Raw genomic sequence first — 20,635 nt, forward strand, 5'->3', positions numbered from 1 at the left:
CTGTTTATCTTATGTATTATCAGTTCAGATGCCAGATATCGCGGTTGTATTCTTCAATTGTTCTATCTGATGAGAAGAATCCAGCCTTTGCGATATTTGTGAGCATCATTCTCTTCCACTTATCGCGCTTCTCATAGTCTGCAAAAATCTCGTCCTTCTTTGCAATGTAGCTTTCAAGGTCGATAAGAGTCATGAACCAGTCCTTGTTAAGAAGTTCTTTGTGTAGTCTCTCAAGATTTTCCTTGTGACCAACCTTAAGGCACTGTTTGCTTACAATAAAGTCTACAGCCTCTTTGATCACCTTACTCTTCTTGTAGTAATCCTTTGAAACATAATCAGCCTTCTTGTAATGCTCAATAACCTCATCAGCGCTTACACCGAAGATATAGATATTGTCATCACCAACAAGCTCATGAATCTCAACATTTGCACCGTCATCTGTTCCAAGAGTTACTGCTCCGTTAAGCATAAACTTCATGTTACTTGTTCCGGATGCCTCCTTGGATGCAAGTGAGATCTGCTCGGAAACGTCGCATGCAGGAATAAGTCTCTCGGCATAGCTTACATTATAGTTCTCAACCATAACAACCTTCATGTACTTATTAACGTCAGGATCATTGTTTACAATTTCCTGAAGAACAAGAATAAGATGAATGATATCTTTTGCTATAACATATGCAGGAGCTGCCTTAGCACCAAAGATAAATGTCAATGGTCTTGTAGGCTTCTTGCCGCCCTTGATCTCAAGATATTTATGAATGATGTAAAGGGCATTCATCTGCTGTCTCTTATACTCATGAAGTCTCTTTACCTGAATATCAAAAATAGAATCAGGATCAACTTCAACATTTTCATGTTCTTTAAGATAAGCTACAAGTTCCTGCTTTTTGCCCTTCTTGATTTCCTCGAGACGGTCCAATGTCTCCTGCTCATCAATGTGCTCAAGAAGCTTTTCAAGTTTCATAGCATCCTTCTTGAATCCATCTCCGATTGTCTGTGAAAGGAAATCAGCAAGCGGATGGTTGCAGGAAAGAAGCCATCTGCGGAATGTTATACCATTTGTCTTATTATTGAACTTCTCAGGATAGATCTTGTAAAAATCATTAAGTTCACTGTCCTTAAGAATATCTGTATGGATAGCAGCAACACCATTGATTGAGAATCCGTAGTGGATATCGATAAATGCCATATGCACTTTCTTATCCTTGTCAATGATCTGAACCTTAGGATTCTTATATTTAGCCTTTATTCTCTTATCAAGCTCCTTGATGTAAGGAACAAGCTGAGGAACAACCTTCTCAAGATACTTAAGTGGCCATGTCTCAAGAGCTTCAGCCAAAATAGTGTGGTTTGTATATGCGCAAGTCTTGCTTACAACATCAATGGCATCATCTATGTTGAATGCCTTTTCCTCAACAAGAATTCTGATAAGTTCAGGAATAATCATTGTAGGATGAGTATCATTGATCTGGATAACAGCATGGTTATGAAGCTCATGAAGATCGTACTGACGCTCTTTCTGCTCTCTCAAAATGAGCTGAGCTGCATTTGATACAAGGAAGTACTCCTGATAAATTCTAAGAAGATTTCCAGCCTCATCAGAATCATCCGGATACAGGAAAAGAGTGAGGTTCTTATCAATCTTAGTCTTGTCAAAGTCAATTCCCTCTTTTACAAGGCTCTCATCAACTGACTCTATATCAAAAAGACGAAGCTTGTTAACTCCTGTGTCATATCCGACAACATTCATGTTGTAAAGCCTTGATACAACTTTCTTTTTGCCAAAAGAAACTTCGAAAGTAGTATCTGTCTTTTCAAGCCAGGACTGCTCTTCGATCCAGTCATTCTTCTCAGCTGACTGAAGGTGATCTTTAAATACCTGCTTAAATAGTCCAAAGTGGTAGTTAAGACCGATTCCTTCACCTGCAAGTCCCAAAGTTGCAATTGAATCAAGGAAGCACGCTGCCAGTCTTCCAAGTCCGCCATTACCAAGTGAAGGCTCAGGCTCGCACTCTTCAACTGCTGCAAGTGTCTTTCCATTCTTTTCAAGGATTTCTTTTACCCTGTCATATACTCTTAAATTGATAAGATTGTTTGAAAGAAGCTTACCAATAAGGAATTCCATTGAAATATAATAAATCTTCTTCTCCCCATTAGAAACCTCGGCAACATCCATAAGACGAGTTGTCATTTCAAGAAGGACATAATATGTCTCATGATCAGTACACTCTTTCAGACTTTTGCCAAACTTCTCCCTGGCAAGCTCCTCAAGCTGTTCCTCAAGGTTTGTAACAAGTACATCTCTCTGCATGTTCGTGTGCTTTGACATTTCGCTTCTCCTCTCGTTATAAAACAAAATACATCTTTTCCAAAGGGTTTGGAAAACGTTTTCTTCATCTGATACAAATACTCTAACATAGGAAAACGTTTTCCGCAAGCATAAATTTAATAATGTTCATTATTGCGGTGAAACTCTGATTTAATCAGCATTTCTTTAGCAGATTATATCCTCATACTTCATTCTAACCAATGTATGGGGCATTACCACATTCCTTCCGGTCTCTCCCATAAGAAGTCTGTTAAGTTCTTCAACGGCGCATCCAGATATCTGGACAAAATCCTGTTTAACAGTATTCATCTGTTTTCCTACATAACCCATTAGGATGATGCCGTCAAACCCACATACAGGTCTGAAAATATCCATATCAATCAGTGCCTTCATTGCGCCTATTGCCATAAGATCCGATGCGCATACAACGCAATCATTATTCTTGGAAAAACGCATGGTAAGCTCTCTCGCCCTAAGTTCAGAAAACTTTCCGTTTCTCACAGTGAGCTTTAACTTTTTTTCCTCACAGAGCTTTTTTATCCCCGCAAGTCTCTGGGCTGTAACATAACCATTTTCTTCTCCTGCAAGATAAAGAATCTTCTTGCATTTATTATCTGTTATTGTCTTCTTGGCTATATCGTACTGAGCCTTGGCATGGTCTACTCCAACTGCTGAAGTAGTCTCATTTACCATAGGAGCATCTATCACAACAATCTTAAAGTTTCCGCTCTCAATCAACTTATGCAGGACCTTATCCTTGGTCGTAAGGCCATAGATTATTATTCCTCTGATACCCTGGGAGGCAAAATAGTTGTTGACCTCATCCACAGTCATATCCTCTATCATCGACGTAAAAACTGTAATGACATCAAGCTGCAGTTCTTTTGCTTTGTGTACAGCTCCTGAGATATACTGCATATTTATCTCATCACTTGCAGATATATTAAGATTAAGATTTAAAAGAAGCGCCACGCGCCCGGTCTTTTTTGATGACAATGTAGCAGCAACTGCATTGGGCACAAACCCAAGCCTCTCAACCACCTCATTAACCTTCTTTTTTGTCGCCTCACTGACATTTGGATAATTATTAAGCACCTTGGAAACAGTCGAGATTGCAACGCCTGCTTCTCTGGCAACATCTTTTATCGAAACCATTACAATTTCCCCATTTATTCCTTTTTTCGTATATTCAGAATACGCCCAAACGCGACTCTCTCATATTTTGTGAATTTCAAAGCTATAATGTTTAGCATGCAAGCATGAACACATTATGCCCCTTTAAGCCCTGTCACCATAGTAAGTCACAAAACTGCCCTGAACTTTTTTACTCTCATAAGTACAGCTGTCAGCCCTCTTATAAAGTTCCTCAAAAGTAAAGATATCATCTTGCTGATAAAAAGCAACTCCCAGACTGACACATATTTTTCTGCCATTAATCTCAGGGAGATTGATATCATCTATGGCTTTCATAAATCTTTCTATGATAGGCCGGGCACTTTCTTTATCATACACAAGTGGCGCGTACACAGCAAATTCATCCCCGCCAAGTCGTAAAACAATATCTCTTTCTCTGAAGGAATGCTTCATGCAGTCTGCTATTGCAATCAGCACGCAGTCCCCTGCTTCATGGCCGAATGTATCATTAATGCTCTTAAACTTATCGGCATCAAAAAGAATAAACATTCCGCCTTTATTTAATCTAAGGAGTTTTCTTATCTTGCTCTCTCCGCTACCTCTGTTGTTAATTCCGGTCAGCCTGTCGGTCTCAGCAAGATACTGCATTTTATCCCTGAATCTCTTTTCATCATCTATAAGCTCAACTGCCCAGAGAACATGTAAAAGCTTCCCGGAGCCATCTCTGTCAACTGCAACAAATCTGCCTCTGTACCACAAATGCTCATAGTTCAGAAACTCAATAGAAATTGTATCTTTTGTGGCCATTCTGTCTTTAAGGGTACTAAGGTCAATAAATTCTGTAATCTCATCCAAAGACCTGTTGTCTATAACTTCCTGCATCGCTTCCATAAGAACCTTTGAAGCCGCAGTTTTTTTGTCACCGATCACTTCATTAGCCCTATAGTCGTGGCACATTATCTGCTCAAAAGTATCTTTTTCAAGATCAATCTTATGGAGCATAATATAAATCTGCGATAAGGCATGCAAACTGTCGTAATCACTGTCAGCTTTGTTTCTTTTCTGATTGAGTTTGCGCACAATAAGAACTATAACCAAAATGCCGAAAACAAAAATGCACCCTCCCCAGATAACCAGGCGGGTTATTGGCTCATAAGCTATCGCTTTATTGGTTATTACCATTGAAATCCAGCCATATTTTATTTCATATTGTGAAACAAAGAATTCCTTTGATCCAACGTTTATAAGAAACGATTCACCGTTACTTTTTTGCCAGGAAGAATAAATATTTTTCCTGTTAAGGTCCGTTTCACTTGAATAATCCAAACCAATCTCACTGGCCTGACTATGAGAAATAACGTGTCCTCCCTTGTCAATGATCATAACTGCGTGATCTTCATCCTCATCAAAAGATGATTCTACAATTCTTTGAATTCCTCCGGCATTGATGTCAGCAGCCACAACGCTCTCGCCATCACTCAACAATTTGGCAACAGTAACTATAAGGACATTTGTCCTGGCATCAATATATGGTTCAACCATAACAGTCTCACCGCCAGCTTCCAGCGCTGTCTTGTACCATATACGTTCTGTACACTCATACCCTTCATACGGAATCCAGTTATAACCATCATTATAACTGCCATCTATATAACCATAGATGCCATCCGTATCATTTGAAACAATATTGGACCTGTCTGCCGACTGCCTCTCAAGATAGGCATGAATCTCGTCGTGGGAAGCTCCCGATGCCAAAAGGTCCTCAACTCCGGAAGCTGCCGTCTCAACAAGCAGTTCTACTTTTCCAAGATAATCATCAAAGGTTTTTGATATTTCAACAGTCTTTATTCTATCTTCATACTCTATATTTTTAACCAGTATCTTGTAATATGCACGGAAAAACAGAAATATGATTGTAAAAAACAATATTGACCATACAATAAATTCCATAGCAGCAATCAAACTATGGCGCTTAAGCATATGTTTTACTGTAGTCAATTTTTTCTTCATTGATGAACCAGCTCTCTATACAAACTCTTTTAAGTGGCATGTAACGCTTTTTCTGCCTTTAATTACAAACCGGATAAAAGTGTTATTTATTAGCTTATAAAACTCTTCAAAGTCACGCATTAATTATATATTCAATCAATGAATTAGTCGTAAAAAAGGATACTAATTTAATAAAAAAATAATAACTTTTACATCAAAATCTAACAATAAGAATGCTTATATTCTGATTGATAGGAATGATATATTACTATCCTGTAAAAACATATTACTATCTGATTGAGTTTAATATTACATTCCATAGTTCTGTCGTAGGCTGAGGCTGATAATGGATTCCATCTGCGGGATCAATATAAATACTGTCGTGCGAGACTATGTATGAATAAAGATCAATAACCTTTACACCATTATTATTCGCCCAGTTGATAAGAGCATTATTGAAATTCTTTTGCCTGTCATTGTTATAATTTGTCCTGTCAAAGTCGTTTGAAAGATAACTATCTTCAGTCGGACCTACAGTACATACAATAAGCTTTTTTCCCTGCTGCAAAAGGCTGTTATAATATGCCTCATATGGTGCAAAATTACCATAGTCATTGCAGCCCATCCAGGAAATAAGCGTGTCAAAATTGTCATATCCAAGACAACTTGCAGCTGTAACCATATAATCACTCTGGCATGCATCCTTGCAAAAGACCCTTATGCCGTCGTGTTCTTCGTCCCAAAGTTCATTAGTTCCTCCGTTGAACATATCTACCGACCTTGAATCTCCGGCAAACATGATTCGGCCATAATCTATTTTTGTATTTTCCTTTACGTTTTTTGTGTCCTTGCTATCTGTCTCAGATTTCTTCTGATCATCTTTTGATTTATTATCTGTATCACCGGATTCCTTATCTGCTGAAGTCTCGTTCTTAACGTCAGAGGAGGCTTTTTCTTCGCTCTTTTCTTTTATTGTTATTTCTGAGTTTTTTTCAGTAGCACTTTCCTTTGTATCATCACTATCTTGTGACACTGATGTCGTATTGTCTTTTTCCACGTCAGACTGAATATCATTATCATTCACCGATTCGCTGTTGTCAGAGCTTTCTGAAACATTAACGCTGTCTGAATATTCAGATTCATTTACATCGCTTTCATTGTTGCTTTCTGCTGCAGCATTGGAAACTGATGATTCATCACTAGTGCTAATTTCGACCGTTTCAGACGAATTAGTTTCACTCATCTCTGAAGCTGTAGTATTCTCTGTATATGCCGAATTTTCTGTCGTTTGTCCACATCCAACCATCAAAACAGTTGCAACCATCAAAAATGTCAGTAATCTTTTTTTCATAGAATCCTCCTGTCATCGAACTATCCTACTCATCCTGTATAGTCCGCACCAAACACATTAATGTGCTCTACTCAGCTCAAATAATATAGGCTAGTGTATTTTGATTACACCAGCCTATATTATTCTAATAGATATTCAATTGTTTAAGCAATTCTATTTTTTATGTAAATTTTAATCCTTGCTGATTACTACCTTTGTTCCCTTATGACGCTTGATTCCACTGCAAGCTCCTGCGCAGATCAGTTCTTTTACGAAACTATTTGTGATATCACGATAGCTTGTCTTGCCATCCTTTTCGTAGTTAAATACGATTTCATCAAAGTCATCGCATTCATAAATTATAGCCATTGAATGACCATTTTCTGCCTTGATAAGAATTATTATCTTCTGCTCAGTCTTAATCTCGGTGTATTCAAATCCCTCTCCATCAAGGAAATTCTTCAGGTCATCAACTTCTCCTGTCAAAGCTTCCGCTGCCTGTGCCATATCAAATTCTTCAGGCGTCTGGTTGTCATCATCGTCGTTAAACTCATCAAGATAAAGTTCTTTTTCATTGATCCCTTCTACTGCTACATCCCCCATTGTAGTATCCTCCCCCTCAATATTTTCTTCTAGCATTTCTGTAAGAGCAATCTCATCTATTGGTATTTCTTCAGAAGCTATTTCCTCCTGTGGAATCTCTTCTGTCAAAGCAAACTCTTCAGAACCAACTTCCCCACTTGCCATTTCTTCTGCAGGAATTTCTTCAACAGGTGGCTCTGTAATGGCATCAAGTTCCTTGCTTAATATTGCATCAAGATTCTCCGCCGGTGTCTCTGGAGCCTCCTCAGGCATTGCCTCTACTGAAATATCTGGTGTTTCTTCTATCGGAATATCAGGCATTACAGGTTCTGCTGAAATGTCTGGAATAGGTTCTTCAGCTGCTGCCAAGGTCTCTGCAGCTTCCATTGCTGCCATTATTGTTTCCATATCAGCTGGTGCTTCTTCCGCTGCCTCAACCGGCATCTCTGACATTGTCTCCGGAATCGGTGCTGCTTCTACCGGCATCTCTGGCATTGCTTCAGGTATTGGTGCTGCTTCTACTGGCATTTCTGGCATTGCCGCCTCAACTGGTGCTGCTTCTACCGGCATCTCTGGCATTGCTGTTTCCACTGGTGCTGCCTCCGCTGCTGGGGCTTCCGCTGCTCCCATTGCTGCCATTATCGCATCCATATCTGCCGGCGCTTCTGCTGCTGCCTCTACCGGTATCTCCGGCATTGCCTCCGGTATCGGCGCTGCTTCTACCGGTATCTCTGGCATTGCCTCCGGTATCGGGGCTGCTTCTACTGGCATTTCTGGCATTGCCGCTTCAACTGGTGCTGCTTCTGCTGCTGGGGCTTCTGCTCCTGCCATTGCTGCCATTATCGCATCTATATCTGTCGGTGCTTCTGCTGCCGCTGCCTCTACCGGTATCTCAGGCATTGCCTCTGGTATTGGTGCTGTATCTACTGGAATTTCCGGCATTGCTGTTTCCACTGGTGCTGCCTCTACTGGCATTTCTGGCATTGCCGCTTCAACTGGTGCCGCCTCTGCCACTGGAGCTTCTGCTGCTCCCATTGCTGCCATTATTGCATCCAAATCTGCCGGCGCTTCCGCTGCTGCTTCCACCGGTATCTCTGGCATTGCTTCCGGTATTGGTGCTGCTTCTACTGGTATCTCCGGCATTGCTTCAGGTATTGGTGCTGCTTCTACTGGCATTTCTGGCATTGCTGTTTCCACTGGTGCTGCCTCCGCTGCTGGGGCTTCCGCTGCTCCCATTGCTGCCATTATCGCATCCATATCTGCCGGTGCTTCTGCTGCCTCTACTGGGATTTCCGGCATTGCTGCTTCCACTGGTGCCGCCTCTGCTGCTGGGGCTTCCGCTGCTCCCATTGCTGCCATTATCGCATCCATATCTGCCGGCGCTTCTGCTGCCGCTGCCTCTACCGGTATCTCTGGCATTGCCTCAGGTATCGGCGCTGCTTCTACTGGCATTTCTGGCATTGCCGCTTCTACTGGTGCTGCCTCTGGTATCGGTGCTGCTTCTACTGGCATCTCCGGCATTGCTGCTTCCACTGGTATCTCAGGCATTGCCTCTGGTATTGGAGCTGTATCTACTGGAATTTCCGGCATTGCCGCCTCAACTGATGCTGCCTCTGCTGCTGGGGCTTCTGTTCCTGCCATTGCTGCCATTATCGCATCCATATCTGCCGGCGCTTCTGCCGCTGCCTCTACTGGTATCTCTGGCATTGCTTCTGGTATTGGTGCTGCCTCTACTGGCATCTCTGGCATTGCTGCCTCTACTGGTATCTCCGGCATTGCTTCCGGTATCGGGGCTGCTTCCACTGGCGCTGCCGCTGCTATCGCCGCCTCTGCATCAACAGTTTCCTTCATAATCTGATCTAAGTCAGGGAGATCAGCAATAGATCCCACTTCTTCCTTTGGTGGTTCTTTCTTAGGAATCGGTGTTTCTTCCATGGCAGGAGCAGGTTGACTCAAGGCCTCTTCCTGCTTCATTGCCGCTAAGAGGTCATCCACATTTACAGTTGATAGATCCTGTCCATTTACTAAATCCTGGGTGCTCATGCCGTCCATGCTGATTCTCCTTTCAAACAATCTTTATTTTCTATCTCGGCGCATGTTAAATCCTACAAAAAGCGTCTATCTCTATTATCGTTTATTTTTGTTTGATTTAAAATAAATTTTCTATAAAATCTAATAATATTTTATTCAATATTATCTCAAATAACGTTTTTTCATATATAATTTCATAGTAGGATTCGTTCATAAACTGAGGTATGCTATGTTAAGTATATTATCCTATTATTGGCCAAGACTAATAGCCTCTGTACTTTTTGGTTGCTATTCCGCCTATTCCCTTCAAGGCAAATATCAGGGGATAAAACTATTCATCCGCTTTCTAATATCGATTCTTTTGTCATGCACTGTTATTTCAATGCTATTTGAGCAAATAATAGTACATTCTTTTTCTATGCTAATAAGGCCATTTTTATCAGTCTCCACAGAAGAAGTAAATGCAATATACATGATCTATTGGGTTTTACTGGATCTTTTTTCCTATATCATTCCTATTATCCTGTATTCCAAACTAGTTCATGAAAGAAAAATAATAGCCGCTACGGTTTATTTACAATTTATTATTCAGGATAAAGTCACTCTCACAATCTCTAATTCAGCAACATCATATTTCTTCATTTACATTTTAATACTTGCTTTTCTTTCACTGATTCACAGACATGATTTAGAGTATATTTCCAATCATAAAGAGAATATGAATTGGAGATCTGTTCTGCACTATAACATGGCGCTTTTTGTACTGTTGGATATCTGCTATGGGGCTTATTACATTTTCCCGGGACTCGGCACAAACATCTTAAACATTCCTACCCTTTGGTTAGATGCCATTGTTTTGGTGTCTTGTTTCTTTGCAATCAGTTTTTCAAAACTTAATATTGTCGTTTCATTGGAACACCAGAATAAGATTGAATACATGCGTAAGTTCCAGGAAAATCAAAGTGATATAATCAGAGATTTTGCCACAATTTCAGAAGCCAAGTCAGGTGAAACAGGTCAGCACATAAGAAGAGTCTCAGAATACAGCGCACTCCTTGCATCCAAACTCATAGATGACGAAACAGACATCGCCTATGTAAAAGTTGCCTCAATGATGCACGACATTGGCAAGCTTATGATTCCCAATGAAATCATAGAAAAGCCTGACAAATTAACAGATGAAGAATATGAAATAATGAAGACACATTCAGCCTACGGCGATTCTCTTTTATCGCATAATCAAGGGAAAATAATGACAATGGCAAGGACGATTGCATACGAGCATCATGAAAGATGGGATGGAAATGGCTACCCACGTGGATTAAAAGGAGAACAGATTTCTATCTACGCTCAGATTGTTTCGGTAGCTGATGTATACGACGCCCTGACCAGCCGCCGTTCTTATAAAGAAGCCTGGCCAGCCATAGATGCCAAGGTGGAAATACTAAGGCAACGCGGTCACCAGTTTTCACCCAGAGTCGTAGATGTATTCAATTCCTCATATGATGAAATAGAAAAAATAAGGAAACAATATGCGGACTAATATGTTTTCCAGGATTGTTCATAGACAGCACAGCCCCAAGGTGTCCATTTGGAAATGTGAAAACAAGCATTTCCAAATAGATACCTTGGGGCTGTGCGTAATAAAGGCTGCCACACTAATTAGTGCGACAGCCCCTGTATCTGACTCATAAACCAAACTATTAAACAATACCCTGAGCCTTCATAGCCTCTGCAACTTTAAGGAATCCGGCGATGTTAGCACCTGCAACATAGTTGCCTTCCATTCCATACTTCTTAGCAGCATCATCAATGTTGTGATAGATGTTAACCATGATCTGCTTAAGCTTTGCATCAACTTCTTCGAATGACCATGAAAGTCTCTCACTGTTCTGGCTCATCTCAAGTGCTGAAGTAGCAACACCACCTGCATTAGATGCCTTACCGCAAACAAAGAGAACACCGTTCTTCTGAAGATATTCAGTAGCCTCGATTGTTGTAGGCATGTTAGCGCCTTCACATACAGCCTTTACGCCATTTGCAACAAGCTGCTTAGCATCATCTAAAAGAAGCTCATTCTGTGTAGCGCAAGGAAGTGCAACATCACACTTGATCTGCCATACGCCTCTACCTTCGTGATATTCAGCTGACTTTCTAGCAGCTGCATACTCTGTAAGACGAGCTCTCTTAACTTCCTTGATTTCCTTAAGAAGTTCAACATCAATTCCTTCAGGATCATAAATCCAACCTGTAGAATCAGAACATGTAACAACCTTTGCACCAAGCTGCTGAGCCTTTTCAATTGCGTAGATAGCAACGTTTCCTGCACCTGATACAACTACTGTCTTACCACTAATATCAGATCCGTTGCACTTTAAGAGCTCTTCTGTAAGGTAAAGAAGTCCATAACCTGTAGCCTGTGTACGTGCAAGTGATCCGCCATATGCAAGGCCCTTACCTGTAAGCACTCCTTCATATACGTCTCTGATTCTCTTGTACTGACCGTACATAAAGCCGATTTCACGTCCGCCAACACCGATATCTCCGGCAGGAACGTCTGTATCTGCTCCAATATGTCTGTAAAGCTCTGTCATAAAGCTCTGGCAGAATGCCATAACTTCTCTATCTGATTTACCCTTAGGATCGAAGTCAGAACCACCCTTACCACCGCCGATTGGAAGGCTTGTAAGTGAGTTTTTGAAGATCTGCTCAAATCCAAGGAATTTGATAATTCCAAGATTTACTGAAGGATGGAAACGAAGTCCTCCCTTGTAAGGTCCAATAGCTGAATTAAACTGTACACGGAAACCATTGTTAACCTGTACCTGTCCCTTATCATCTACCCAAGGCACTCTGAAAAGAATCTGTCTTTCTGGTGTTACAAGTCTTTCAAGTAAAGCATCCTTACGATACTCTTCTTCATTAGCCTCGATAACAACTCTAAGAGACTCAAGTACCTCCTTAACTGCCTGATGGAATTCAGGCTGAGCTGGGTTCTTCTCTACAACATAATTGTAGACCTCATCAACGTATGACATGTTTTCTCCTTCCCGTACCTATGGCACATAAAAAATTATTATTATGATTAGTTAGAACAAATAGTTGCGTTGTAACTCGGAGCGTTTTTATGAAATATTAATCTCTTAATCTCTTATTCCATAAAAAACGGCGCAGAAACCCTATCGTTTCTGCGCCCCATTGCGCATGCATTTCTGCCCTGATGGTTATTATAAACTTTAATAATTTAAAGTGCAAGAGTTTTTTTATTCCTCTGAACCTTGTAAATTTGAAGCGCTTTGTTCCACCTTTTCATCACCTGACTCAGAAGCAGAATCTGCTTCCGCTTGATCCGTTCCAAATTCAAGCGCAATACCCGCATCTATTGGTGTAGCTTCTTCTGTAGTTTCTTCCGGAGCTTCCTGAACCGGTTCTGCAGTTAATTGAATCTCATCATGTAACTGATATGAATTCTCATTATGAGCTGATGTACCCTCATACTCACAAACAGGGCTATCTTCATCACCGGGGAATTTGATGCCATTGCTCTTCCTGATAAAATCCATCATATTCAGCATCTTAAGTGTTTCTGAGTGAGGCATCTCCGGACATTCGATCCATCCTTCTGAAAGAGCCTTAACACAGGCTAATATCTCATACTCATAGCCGGTATTCTGTCGTGGGCTCTTATAGCTTGCAATTTTCTTATGGGTATTGTCATAAACAACTATCTCACCAATATTGTTAATATTATCTACCACAATATACCCCTTGGTACCATAGATAACACCCTGTCTGTCACTGTTAGCCAAAGCTGTGGCATTTAGAACTGCCATTCTTCCATTCCTATACCTGAGTGTAATGCTATCCTGCATATCAACACCGAGATTGTTATATGTACACATAGATACAATATCTGTAACATCATTTCCAAATACCATTGAAGCAAAGTTCAACGCATATACACCAAGATCAAGCAAAGCTCCTCCGCCAAGTTCAGGCTTATTTATCCTCTCCTTGGCTGATACGTTATATCCCAGATTTGCTGTGAGCATAGTTGGTTCGCCGATAACATTACTTGCAAGCAGTTCATTAAGCTTGCTTCTTGAAGGCATATATCTGGTCCATATAGCTTCAGTCACTAAAACGCTTTTTTCTTCTGCAATTTTAAAAACCTGCTCAGCCTGTTTTTCGCTAAGCATAAAAGCTTTCTCACAGATAACAGGCTTTCCTGCTGATAAAGCCAGTTTTACATTTTCAAAATGCTCTGAATGCGGTGTCGCCACATACACAAGATCAACTTTTGGATCACTTACAAGTTCAGCATATGAACCATATGCTTTCTTAACTCCATACTGAGAAGCAAATTTATCAGCATTCTCTTTGGTGCGTGATCCTACAGCATAACACACAACTCCCTTGGTTCCCTTTAGAGTATCAGCCATAATTCCGGCAATTCTGCCAGTACCCATTATTGCAACTCTGGTCCGTCCAAACATAATTATGCCTCCTGTTACCTAATAATATGACTATCGGGTAGACTATTACTTTTTATTCTACCCGATTACAATCATGTGCCTTCTGCACTATTTATTACTGTTCACTCGCTATGAGCTTGCTCCAGTAACCACCATTTATTCTTTTGTTAAAAACTCTGACTTGATATAGCCTGTCTTCTTTTTGTACTCAACTTTAGCCCAGCCATTAGCATACTGTTCAATAACGTTGATAGTATCGCCTTGATATATTATAGCAAGTATTTCTGAATCTGTACTCTCGCTCTTACGAAGTCTGACTGTATCAGAAACTTCCATTTTACCGGTATCTGTTGACTTCACTTTAGAAGTAGTAGTGGACTCAGTAGCCTCTTCCTTTTGAGATGTCTCAGTGGCACTCTCATCGTTCTCATTAGCATCTTCAGTCTCAACGGAAACTGTAGTAGTTTCCTCACCAACAACTTCAAAAAACTCTGTTTTAACAAATGCAGTTCCGCCATTGTACTCTATTTTGCTCCATCCATTTGCAAGAGCTTCCAACTGCTTAAATTCCTGTCCCTTTGTAGTCTTGGAAATAATGTCAGCTGTCTCACTGTCTGAACTACGAATGTTAATTACATCAGTAGCCCTTATAGTATGTGTTGTAACTGTAGATACTTCTGCAGCAGCATTCTCGCCAGCTTCTTCAGATTCATTTTCAGCTTCTTGCTGTGTTTCAGCTTCTGCTTCTTCCGTGCTTTCTGCCGTGCTGGCTTCTGAAGTAGCAAGTGCCTCACCAACTGAAACCTGTAGCTCTGCTCTCATAGTTGTAAGAAGATCTGCAAGAGCCGCATCTGTGCTTACCATATCATTGTAGCTTGTTGCAACTCTATTGTTCAGGTCAATTACATCTGCCTGGAGATTAACCTGTCTAAGATATTCAATATCATCTGCATCAGCTATATCACCATTGATATAAAGCTTACCGGTGTCATCAGTGCATATATAAAATGAATCAAGTCCGGGTATTGCCTTTTCATAGTCATAAAGTTTAACTTCATTATAGACGTAGGCAACATAGCTTCCCTCAACAGGTCCCGGTTTGGTATATACCGTGATATTCCGGAATTCGTCTATATATCCGGCAGCCTTGACAGCTTTGATGAGCTCTGTATCATCAAGTCCCTTGTAAATAGCTTCAATCACAGCTGAATCACCATTAGCTGATGCTGTATAATACTGGCTTATTATTTCATTAACCTCGGGATATGCGTTTTCTTCCATCTCGAGCTCAGGTATCTCAACCTTTGTATCATTCCCGCTTTCTATCTTGACACTGACATTTTCCTTAGCCCTCTTATTAGCACTAAGAGCAATCACAACAGTCAAAACAACTGCCAGAACAAATACAACAGGCATCAGAAATTTTTTATTATCTCCCAGCATAACAAAAATGCTTTTTTTATCATTCCTAAAAGAATAGGAATTCTTTCTTTTATTACTCATTAAAAAACCTCTATTCATAGTACTTATCAGGATTTATTATATCAGAAATACCTGAAACAAAAATAAAGAATATGCACCCGACAGGACTCGAACCTGCATTAAAGGCGTCGGAGGCCTACGTTCTATCCATTAGACTACGGGTGCATACGCGTACCCGAATATAATAACATAACGCACCTGCTATGTCCAATATCACTCGGTTATAACACTTATTTTTTTAGTTTCTGCCTCATAAAAATATGCATTATCACTTAATATTTCCGTGTTGCTAACCACACTTCTGTTCACCTCTTTGACCATCCATGTAAGCCTTGCCAATGCGTTTTTATCAGAAGGCGCAGCCATTACTATAGTTTCATGAACAGATGAAGGAAGAATGACCAGATCACCGCCAAGTTTAGCTGAAAGTTCATCTAATACTCCAGGGTAAAAAACAGCAGAAGCCCCCAGGGAGTTTTGCTTGTTTGATACTACAAATATACTCGATAACTCGCCGTATAATCCAGGATCATCGCCTTTCATGAATCCTTTGGATAGCGTCTCTAAAATACTCTGGCAATCGATTGGAGTAAGTTTTGCTGCATTTTCATATACATTTTCCCACAATTCCTCCTCGGAAATTTCCCATTTATTTAAATGCTCTTTTTTGATTGTTATGCAGCCATCACCAATCCTCTCGCAAGAGACAAGGCACAGCGGCACAAATGCCAGATCTTCAAACTCCCTGTATGGAATATCCATTAAAAGATTTTCATTTCTTTTTTTGTTAACAACCTTGAAAGTCAGTCTTTTACTTACTGTCGAAAAATCAAAGAAAAAGTCCACATCCATATCATCAGGAGGAAGACAATTTCTATACACTTCCATCACCTCATCTACTACTGTGCATATAGCACTTCCATTTGAATATTCATTATAGAAGCCATCTATATAAATAGTAGGTGCAATATTGCTGTCAGTTTTCCTGATCAAAAGAGCATGATACATAACTCCGTTATTCTTTGTTACCTGAGTATAGTCAACTGTATAGCCTTCACCTAATCTGTTCTTTACTTCTTCTTTAATTATATTTCCAAATTCTATTATATTCATACCAATTCTCCTTTTTCGTTAAAAAAAACAAAAAAAGACAACAGAATACCATTTTTAAAATGGTTCTCTATTGTCTTACTATTGTTTCGTTTATAAATTTGTTACTAGCTTATTGTACTAGTTAATAATAATCTATGTGTCAGATATAATCAGATATAAAATCAAACTCTTGAAAGATACTCGCCTGTTCTTGTATCAATTTTAATAACATCACCTTCGTTAACGAAAAGAGGTACTGCTACATTAGCACCAGTCTCAACTTTTGCAGGCTTCGTAGCACCAGTTGCTGTATCGCCCTTGAAACCAGGCTCAGTCTCTGTGATTGCAAGCTCAACAAACATAGGTGGTTCAACTGCAAATACATTGCCGTTGTAAGAATTAATCTTGCAAACTTCGTTCTCCTTTACAAACTTAAGGGAATCGCCAACCTGCTCAGATGTAAGTCCAATCTGCTCATAAGTCTCTGAATCCATGAAGTTATAGATATCGCCATCCTGATACAGATACTGCATATCCTTTCTATCAATACGAGCTGCAGGGAATTTCTCAGTAGGACGGAAAGTTGTTTCCTTAACACCGCCATTGATGATATCCTTAAGCTTTGTTCTTACGAAAGCAGCGCCCTTACCAGGCTTAACATGCTGAAATTCAATAATCTGACATACATTGCCATCAATCTCGATGGTCATACCATTTCTGAAATCACTTGCAGAAATCATAAAAAGTCCTCCTAAATTACTTCACATCAAACAACTAGTACATTTTAAACTATCATTTCCAATTTTTCAACTATTTTTTTATAATTTGAAGTCCCCAAACACACTGGTATCAGAAACGTGCTTTTTATAGCTGTTAATTCTTGAAGCATTATAGGTACTAATTTCGCTGATTCTGTTGTGACTAGCAATGCTCTTTTGAATTTCGCCCTGGATATCAACACTACCAAAAGCGTTTTTTATCTCAGATGCAAGAGAATCTATAACCAGTCCCCTGTTAACTGCTTTAGTCACCTGATCAACACCACTTGAAGTACTGCCAGAAGCAGTTTTCGAAGAAGACACGACAGATACTCCTGATACAAGATCCGGCAGAACAGACGCCATCAGGTCAGATGTACTATTCTCATCAGTCTCTGTGCCGCCAATTATCCCCGACAGATCGGACATAGCTTTTGTCACAGATGCATCCTCAGAAGCAGCCATCTTTTTATCTGAAATCGCCTTCTCGAGATACTTCTGAAAAATACCGGCCAGTCCCGAAGAGGCTGATGTTTCAGAGCTCTCAGAAAGAAGTTTGCTCGTATCGGATATGGAATATAAATATTCATTGATAGCACTGGTTATCTTCGATATATCAAATGACATTTGATCATCCTCCGACAAACATTATACCATAGTCAAACGCTATTAAAAACATTTATAATCCATATTATATAAATAATCCGATATACGAATTTCCGGCTATATATACTTGAATGGATTCTTTACTGCTGTTCAAACATCGGTATAGTGCGAAGCTTATGAAGATTTATGTTATGAAGTCTGTCTATTTTTGCTTTTTTCTCAGCATCTTCACACTCCCCGGTAAAGATATATCTGTCAAGTTCATCATAGGTAAAGCCAAGCTTATCTTCATCCGACATTCCGGATAACCCGTCTGAAGGAGTTTTGTGGATAAGTTCTTTGGGAAGTCCAAGGGCATCGCCTATCAATCTCATTTCAGTAACGGTAAAATCAGAACATGGGCTAAAATCTCCTGCCGCATCTCCATACTTTGTTGAGTATCCTACATAGTCCTCAGATTTATTGCAGGTATTAGCAACACGGCCTCCATTTGGCAGGGACTGGGCAATCGCATAAAGCGTAGCCATTCTCATTCTTGGAGGGGTGTTGATCTTCGAGTCTTTTGTAAGTTCTTTTACAAAAAGACCTGTATCGTCCGGATTTTCTTTTACTGCTTTTTCAATAGCACCATACAGACCTTCTACGGCTGCATTAATATTTACTATATAATTCTTGATTCCCAATAGCTCAACAACTTTTTTGGAATCTTCTATATCTTTCTGCTCGCCATTAGGCATTAAAACGCCTACTACTCTCTCTTTCCCCAAAGCTCTGACAAGCAATGCCGCAACTATTGTTGAATCCTTACCGCCTGAAACTCCCACAACAGCACTTGCCTTAGGTCCGTTTTCATTAAACCAGTCCTGTATCCACTTTATTATTTCATCAATCTTACTATTAGCATCAAAATTTTCTAATTGTTGGATCATACTCTTCTCTCCATTTTATTAGTACATAACCGTCTAAATCCACCATATTATTATCAATTGCCTCTGCAGAATTAAATATCTCAGATTTTTGTTTCGTGTGTCATTCTCCAGTCAATACATCTAAGCAGATAATCTACATATTCAGGATTCTTGCACATTCCTTTGCCCTTTATATCAGAAATCTTTGCCACATCCTGTCCGTTGCATCTTGTAGTCTTCATTACGATATTCAATGCAGGCACATCGGTGTCATTTGAAATATATGTTCCGATACCAAAGCCCACTTTTGCACGTCCGTTAAAATGTCTGAATAATTTATCAGCCGCCTCAAAATCAAGGCTGTCACTAAAGAGAAGTGTCTTAGTCTTAGGATCTATGCCAAGTTCTTCATAATGTCTGATCATCTTCTCACCCCATTCGATAGGATCTCCGGAATCATGACGAACTCCACTGAAAAGTGTTGCATAAGTAAGCTGGAAATCCTTTAGGAAGCAGTCTGTTGTAATTGTATCTGTAAGTGCTGTTCCGTTTAAGATACCGTATTCTTTTACCCATGCATCAAGGGCGTACCAGTTAGAATAAGCCGGATTGTGCTTATGATTACCCTGTCCTGTGCACATAATCCACTCATGAGCCATTGTTCCAACAGGTGTAACATTATACTTTTTAGCAAGATAAACATTTGATGTTCCAAGGAAAGTTGATACATTAAGGTCTGATTCAGCCAGTGTCTTTACAGCCAGATCCTGTGCCTGAGCCGAAAGTCTTCTTCTTAATCCAAATTCACTGAATACAGAAAGATATATATTTCCATCCTTAACTTTTTTAACTTTTTCAGCAAGTCTTTTCTTAAAACTCTCGAAAAGTTCATCATAGTTGTACTGCATTCTGAAATAAACTTCATTTACTATAGCAAGTGTCGGAATTTCATACATGGATGTATTGAGCCATGTTCCTTTTGTCTCGATATTAAGGCCACATTCAGCATTATCATCAATAGTGAAATCATCAAAACGAGCCTGCCAGAGACGCAAGAAATCAACATATGAACCTTTGATCCAAACTATATTTTCAAGATATGAAAGCTCATCTTCTGTAAATCTCAGTTCGCAGAAAGCCTTTATCTGCTTTCTTATTTCTTCTACCATCTCTTTAGTGAAATGCACATCCTTGTTACGGCATTTGAATGTCCAGGTTGTCTTATAATCACTAAACTGGTGATAAATAGCCTGTCCCATTGAAAATTTGTAAGCATCCTGCTCAAGTAATGATGTAATAATACGTTCCATACTTTTCCCCTTTTCTTCATACGTATTCTGCGATAAACGGCATTTTTTCCACTGTCGTTCGTTATATTTTTTAATTATTATTTAAAATATTCTCTTTAATATATCCTGCAAAAGAGCTTGCTACCAGGTCTATGTTTGTATCAATATCCTGCCTTATAATTGTGCCGCTTACAGGCCTTTTTCTTTCGCAAAGGTGAACCTTTATATGCTGCGGCGTTGCTTCAAGAAGCTGTGCATAATCCGCTTCCGAGGTATAATATAACAATTCATCTTCAGCCAGAATATAGCCCTTTTGAAAAAGATGCAGCAGCATTCTGTCAACCCAGTAGTTCCAGATCTGTTGCTGATCCCAGTGCTTTTTTATCTCAGGTTCTGTGTCCGGAAGAAGAGTTACAAGCACTTTCTTGTCATCCGCAAACTGTTCCTTAGCAAGTTCATATCTCTTTTCCAAAGGAAACATCGGATATCCCCTGTCCCCCTCATGGCCACAGCAAACAACGATCACCTTATCCATTTCTTCTTTCGCTATATTTACCACATCCAAATGCCCTAAATGCATAGGTGCGAAAGTTCCAAAAACAAGGCCTACTCTCATATCATTTATCCTTC

The 20,635-nt window shown here is 39.9% G+C and carries 15 protein-coding genes and 1 tRNA gene; 1 reads left to right on the forward strand and 15 read right to left on the reverse strand.

Going from position 1 to position 20,635, the window contains the following annotated elements; translation table 11 throughout:
• Nucleotides 1-19: 19 nt before the first annotated feature.
• The 5 genes from BM086_RS03965 to BM086_RS03985 all read right to left on the reverse strand — a co-directional run bounded on the left by BM086_RS03965 (nucleotide 20) and on the right by BM086_RS03985 (nucleotide 9,416).
• Nucleotides 20-2,329: a glycogen/starch/alpha-glucan phosphorylase gene (locus BM086_RS03965; RefSeq protein ID WP_175560090.1), complete on the reverse strand. Its 2,310-nt coding sequence runs from the start codon at nucleotides 2,327-2,329 to the stop codon at nucleotides 20-22.
• 165 nt (nucleotides 2,330-2,494) lie between these two features.
• Nucleotides 2,495-3,484 carry a LacI family DNA-binding transcriptional regulator gene (locus tag BM086_RS03970; RefSeq protein WP_092323800.1) on the reverse strand — a complete coding sequence of 330 codons (990 nt, stop codon included), beginning with the start codon at nucleotides 3,482-3,484 and terminating at the stop codon, nucleotides 2,495-2,497.
• Nucleotides 3,485-3,607: 123 nt separating this feature from the next.
• Nucleotides 3,608-5,473 carry a sensor domain-containing diguanylate cyclase gene (locus tag BM086_RS03975; protein WP_092323803.1) on the reverse strand — a complete coding sequence of 622 codons (1,866 nt, stop codon included), beginning with the start codon at nucleotides 5,471-5,473 and terminating at the stop codon, nucleotides 3,608-3,610.
• Between the two features lie 268 nt (nucleotides 5,474-5,741).
• Nucleotides 5,742-6,803, reverse strand: coding sequence for an SGNH/GDSL hydrolase family protein (locus tag BM086_RS03980; protein WP_092323806.1), 1,062 nt, complete (start codon nucleotides 6,801-6,803; stop codon nucleotides 5,742-5,744).
• Nucleotides 6,804-6,974: 171 nt separating this feature from the next.
• Nucleotides 6,975-9,416 carry a hypothetical protein gene (locus tag BM086_RS03985; RefSeq protein WP_092323809.1) on the reverse strand — a complete coding sequence of 814 codons (2,442 nt, stop codon included), beginning with the start codon at nucleotides 9,414-9,416 and terminating at the stop codon, nucleotides 6,975-6,977.
• Nucleotides 9,417-10,113: 697 nt separating this feature from the next.
• Here BM086_RS03985 and BM086_RS20755 point away from each other — a divergent pair.
• Complete coding sequence (locus BM086_RS20755) at nucleotides 10,114-10,938, forward strand: HD-GYP domain-containing protein (RefSeq protein WP_175560091.1); 825 nt, start codon at nucleotides 10,114-10,116, stop codon at nucleotides 10,936-10,938.
• Nucleotides 10,939-11,098: 160 nt separating this feature from the next.
• Here the strand turns inward: BM086_RS20755 and gdhA are convergent, their stop codons facing one another.
• From gdhA to BM086_RS04040, 10 genes are all read right to left on the reverse strand, one after another.
• Nucleotides 11,099-12,433: an NADP-specific glutamate dehydrogenase gene (gene gdhA, locus BM086_RS03995; RefSeq protein WP_092323815.1), complete on the reverse strand. Its 1,335-nt coding sequence runs from the start codon at nucleotides 12,431-12,433 to the stop codon at nucleotides 11,099-11,101.
• Nucleotides 12,434-12,658: 225 nt separating this feature from the next.
• Nucleotides 12,659-13,891, reverse strand: a complete 1,233-nt coding sequence (locus BM086_RS04000; protein ID WP_092323817.1) for a Gfo/Idh/MocA family protein — start codon at nucleotides 13,889-13,891, stop codon at nucleotides 12,659-12,661.
• 135 nt (nucleotides 13,892-14,026) lie between these two features.
• On the reverse strand, nucleotides 14,027-15,373 hold the full coding sequence (locus BM086_RS04005) for an SH3 domain-containing protein (protein ID WP_175560092.1): 1,347 nt from the start codon (nucleotides 15,371-15,373) through the stop codon (nucleotides 14,027-14,029).
• Between the two features lie 72 nt (nucleotides 15,374-15,445).
• Nucleotides 15,446-15,517, reverse strand: a tRNA-Arg gene (locus BM086_RS04010).
• A 48-nt stretch (nucleotides 15,518-15,565) separates the two neighbouring features.
• Nucleotides 15,566-16,465, reverse strand: a complete 900-nt coding sequence (locus tag BM086_RS04015) for a DUF5688 family protein (RefSeq protein ID WP_092323822.1) — start codon at nucleotides 16,463-16,465, stop codon at nucleotides 15,566-15,568.
• 161 nt (nucleotides 16,466-16,626) lie between these two features.
• The gene (gene efp, locus BM086_RS04020; protein WP_092323825.1) at nucleotides 16,627-17,184 is read right to left on the reverse strand and encodes an elongation factor P; all 558 of its coding nucleotides are present in this window, start codon (nucleotides 17,182-17,184) and stop codon (nucleotides 16,627-16,629) included.
• Nucleotides 17,185-17,262: 78 nt separating this feature from the next.
• Complete coding sequence (locus tag BM086_RS04025; protein WP_092323828.1) at nucleotides 17,263-17,829, reverse strand: hypothetical protein; 567 nt, start codon at nucleotides 17,827-17,829, stop codon at nucleotides 17,263-17,265.
• Nucleotides 17,830-17,948: 119 nt separating this feature from the next.
• A complete protein-coding gene (nadE, locus tag BM086_RS04030; RefSeq protein WP_092323830.1) occupies nucleotides 17,949-18,737 on the reverse strand; it encodes an NAD(+) synthase in 789 nt (262 codons plus the stop codon).
• A gap of 80 nt (nucleotides 18,738-18,817) precedes the next feature.
• Nucleotides 18,818-20,026, reverse strand: coding sequence for a nicotinate phosphoribosyltransferase (pncB, locus tag BM086_RS04035; protein ID WP_092323833.1), 1,209 nt, complete (start codon nucleotides 20,024-20,026; stop codon nucleotides 18,818-18,820).
• A 70-nt stretch (nucleotides 20,027-20,096) separates the two neighbouring features.
• Nucleotides 20,097-20,621, reverse strand: coding sequence for an adenylyltransferase/cytidyltransferase family protein (locus BM086_RS04040; protein WP_092323836.1), 525 nt, complete (start codon nucleotides 20,619-20,621; stop codon nucleotides 20,097-20,099).
• Nucleotides 20,622-20,635: the final 14 nt, after the last annotated feature.

It is taken from the genome of Butyrivibrio sp. YAB3001 (assembly GCF_900112195.1).
In the GTDB taxonomy this organism is placed as follows: Bacteria; Bacillota; Clostridia; order Lachnospirales; family Lachnospiraceae; genus Butyrivibrio.

Bases quoted from the DNA above. Each gene is read 5' to 3' on its own strand.
- BM086_RS20755 (WP_175560091.1), top strand. From the start codon at position 10,114: ATGAATTGGAGATCTGTTCTGCACTATAACATGGCGCTTTTTGTACTG.
- BM086_RS04015 (WP_092323822.1), bottom strand. From the start codon at position 16,465: ATGAATATAATAGAATTTGGAAATATAATTAAAGAAGAAGTAAAGAAC.
- pncB (WP_092323833.1), bottom strand. From the start codon at position 20,026: ATGGAACGTATTATTACATCATTACTTGAGCAGGATGCTTACAAATTT.
- efp (WP_092323825.1), bottom strand. From the start codon at position 17,184: ATGATTTCTGCAAGTGATTTCAGAAATGGTATGACCATCGAGATTGAT.
- nadE (WP_092323830.1), bottom strand. From the start codon at position 18,737: ATGATCCAACAATTAGAAAATTTTGATGCTAATAGTAAGATTGATGAA.
- BM086_RS03975 (WP_092323803.1), bottom strand. From the start codon at position 5,473: ATGAAGAAAAAATTGACTACAGTAAAACATATGCTTAAGCGCCATAGT.
- BM086_RS04005 (WP_175560092.1), bottom strand. From the start codon at position 15,373: ATGAGTAATAAAAGAAAGAATTCCTATTCTTTTAGGAATGATAAAAAA.
- BM086_RS04025 (WP_092323828.1), bottom strand. From the start codon at position 17,829: ATGTCATTTGATATATCGAAGATAACCAGTGCTATCAATGAATATTTA.
- BM086_RS03985 (WP_092323809.1), bottom strand. From the start codon at position 9,416: ATGGACGGCATGAGCACCCAGGATTTAGTAAATGGACAGGATCTATCA.
- BM086_RS04040 (WP_092323836.1), bottom strand. From the start codon at position 20,621: ATGAGAGTAGGCCTTGTTTTTGGAACTTTCGCACCTATGCATTTAGGG.
- gdhA (WP_092323815.1), bottom strand. From the start codon at position 12,433: ATGTCATACGTTGATGAGGTCTACAATTATGTTGTAGAGAAGAACCCA.
- BM086_RS03970 (WP_092323800.1), bottom strand. From the start codon at position 3,484: ATGGTTTCGATAAAAGATGTTGCCAGAGAAGCAGGCGTTGCAATCTCG.
- BM086_RS04000 (WP_092323817.1), bottom strand. From the start codon at position 13,891: ATGTTTGGACGGACCAGAGTTGCAATAATGGGTACTGGCAGAATTGCC.
- BM086_RS03980 (WP_092323806.1), bottom strand. From the start codon at position 6,803: ATGAAAAAAAGATTACTGACATTTTTGATGGTTGCAACTGTTTTGATG.
- BM086_RS03965 (WP_175560090.1), bottom strand. From the start codon at position 2,329: ATGTCAAAGCACACGAACATGCAGAGAGATGTACTTGTTACAAACCTT.